Origin of the sequence: Streptomyces solincola, from assembly GCF_002982015.1 — a bacterium.
Lineage (GTDB): Bacteria > Actinomycetota > Actinomycetes > Streptomycetales > Streptomycetaceae > Streptomyces > Streptomyces solincola.
The window spans coordinates 1-2,163 of sequence record NZ_PVLV01000547.1 but is presented as its reverse complement, the minus strand read 5'-3'; the positions used below and the strand labels follow the sequence as shown (position 1 = coordinate 2,163).

Genomic DNA, 2,163 nt, shown 5'->3' with positions numbered 1-2,163 from the left:
CACCGCGGCGGTCAGCTCCGCGTCGTCCCCCAGCACTTCCCACTACCTGTCCGTACCTGGCGGCGGGGTCCCGGGGGAGAATGTTGCACGTTCTACCGGACATGGACGTGATGCCGGGTGACCACGTAGCGTGCTGCTGCGCGCCGCGCGAGGCGGCGGCGGGGCGACCGCCGCCAGGTACGGACAGGTAGTGGGAAGTGCTGGGGGACGACGCGGAGCTGACCGCCGCGGTGCTCGCGGCGCAGGACGGTGACGAGGACGCGTTCCGTGCTGTGTACCGCGCCGTACACCCGCGGCTGCTCGGTTACGTACGCACGCTGGTCGGCGACGCCGACGCGGAGGACGTCGCCTCCGAGTCCTGGCTTCAGATCGCCCGCGACCTGGCCGGCTTCAGCGGGGACGCCGACCGCTTCCGCGGCTGGGCCGCCCGCATCGCGCGCAACCGCGCCCTGGACCACCTGCGGATGCGGGGCCGGCGGCCGGCCATCGGCGGCGACGAGACCGAACTCACCGACAAGCCGGCCGAGTCCGACACCGCGGACGAGGCCATGGAGGCGCTGGCCACCGGCCGCACCATGGACCTGATAGCGCAACTCCCGCAGGACCAGGCGGAGGCCGTCATCCTGCGCGTCGTCGTCGGGCTGGACGCCAAGAGCGCCGCCGAGACCCTGGGCAAGCGGCCCGGCGCGGTGCGCACCGCCGCGCACCGGGGCCTCAAGCGGCTCGCCGAACTGATGGACCCGGGCGGACGGCCCTCCTCCGGCGGCGCAGCCGATCCCGACGGCCCGCTGGACGGCGTACCGCCGCAGCGCCGCCACCGGGTGGGGTCGATGGCCCGGCCCGGTGTGACGCATTGGCGCTCGCGGACGCAGAAGGACATGTGATGGCCGACGAGCGGAACGCATGGCTCGACCATGACGCGGCGGAGAAGCTGCTGCGCGGCGAGCCCGTCCACCCCGCCGGCCCCCGCGCCGCCGACGCCGACCCGGCCCGCAGGCTGTCCCAGGCGCTGGCCGCCGTCCGCGCCGCGCACGCCCCGCAGCCCCCGCCGGGCCGGGAACTGCCCGGCGAGGCCGCCGCGCTCGCCGCCTTCCGCGCCGCGGCCGGGGAGAGGGAAGCCCAGGGCGCCGCGGCAACGGGCGACGCGACGGCCGCCGCCGGGAAAGCCCGCGAGGAGGCCCGCGACGAGCTGGGGCCGGTACGACTGGGGCCGCGCCCCGCCCGGCCCGCTCCCTCCCGGCGGGCCGGGAACTGGGCGCGCGGGCTGCGCTGGGGACTGGCCGCCTCCGTCGCCGGGCTCGCCGTCGGCGGGGTCGCCGTCGCCGCCGGCACCGGGGTGCTGCCCGTCCTGGGCAAGGCGCACGAACCGCTGCCCTCGGCCTCGGTGTCCGCCGCGCCGCCCTCCTCCGAGCCGCCCACGCCGGTCGCGCCCACCGGCTCCGGCGGTACGGACCCCTCCCCGCGCCCCTCGGACGGCGGCGCACCCGGCCCGGGGTCGCCCTCCCCGGAGGACTCCGCGCCCGGCCCCCGCGCCGGCGACCCGGAGGCCGACCCGCGCCGCCCCGGCGCCTCCGCCGCCACCCCCGGCGGACCGGAGGACGGTACGGCCCCCGAGCGGTCCGAGGGCCCCGGCGAGGACACCGCCGGCCCCGGCGAGCGCGACCGGGGGCAGCCGGACGCCGGCGCGGGCGCGACCTGGCTGGAGCGGACGGTGCGGGCCTGCCGCGACTACCGCTCCGGCAAGCTGGACCCGGACCGCACCGCCCTGCTGGAGTCCGACGCCCGCGGCCGCGCCAACATCGAGCGGTTCTGCGACCGGCTGCTGGACAGCCCGGCGGGCGGCGAGGACGACGGCGACGGCGAGGACGCCGGCCCCGGCGGCGGCACCTGGCACGACGGCGGCGGCCGGGACGGCGCCCCGGGCCGCGGCCACGGCGGCTCCGGCGCCCGGCCCTCGGTCACCCTGCGTCCCCTCGACCCCGCTCTGACCAGCGGTGTCACCAGGCTCACCGCCGGGGTGTGACGTTTTCCGGCCCGTCGGCGCAGTAGTAGGTGAGCCGACTGGTCATCGGCAGCGCACAGAGCCGGGGTTCCCCCCGTACCTTCGGCTTGGCGCACAGGCGCGGGCGGGACCTGGCTGGAGCGGACGGTGCGGGCCTGCCG

The 2,163-nt window shown here is 78.7% G+C and carries 2 protein-coding genes; both read left to right on the top strand.

Annotated features, from left to right (window positions below; translation table 11 throughout):
• The first annotated feature begins 197 nt into the window (after nt 1-197).
• Complete coding sequence (locus C6N75_RS26860; RefSeq protein WP_105871466.1) at nt 198-884, top strand: RNA polymerase sigma factor; 687 nt, start codon at nt 198-200, stop codon at nt 882-884.
• Complete coding sequence (locus C6N75_RS26855; protein ID WP_105871465.1) at nt 884-2,023, top strand: hypothetical protein; 1,140 nt, start codon at nt 884-886, stop codon at nt 2,021-2,023. The genes C6N75_RS26860 and C6N75_RS26855 overlap by 1 nt, the downstream gene beginning before the upstream one ends.
• The last annotated feature ends 140 nt before the right edge of the window (nt 2,024-2,163 follow it).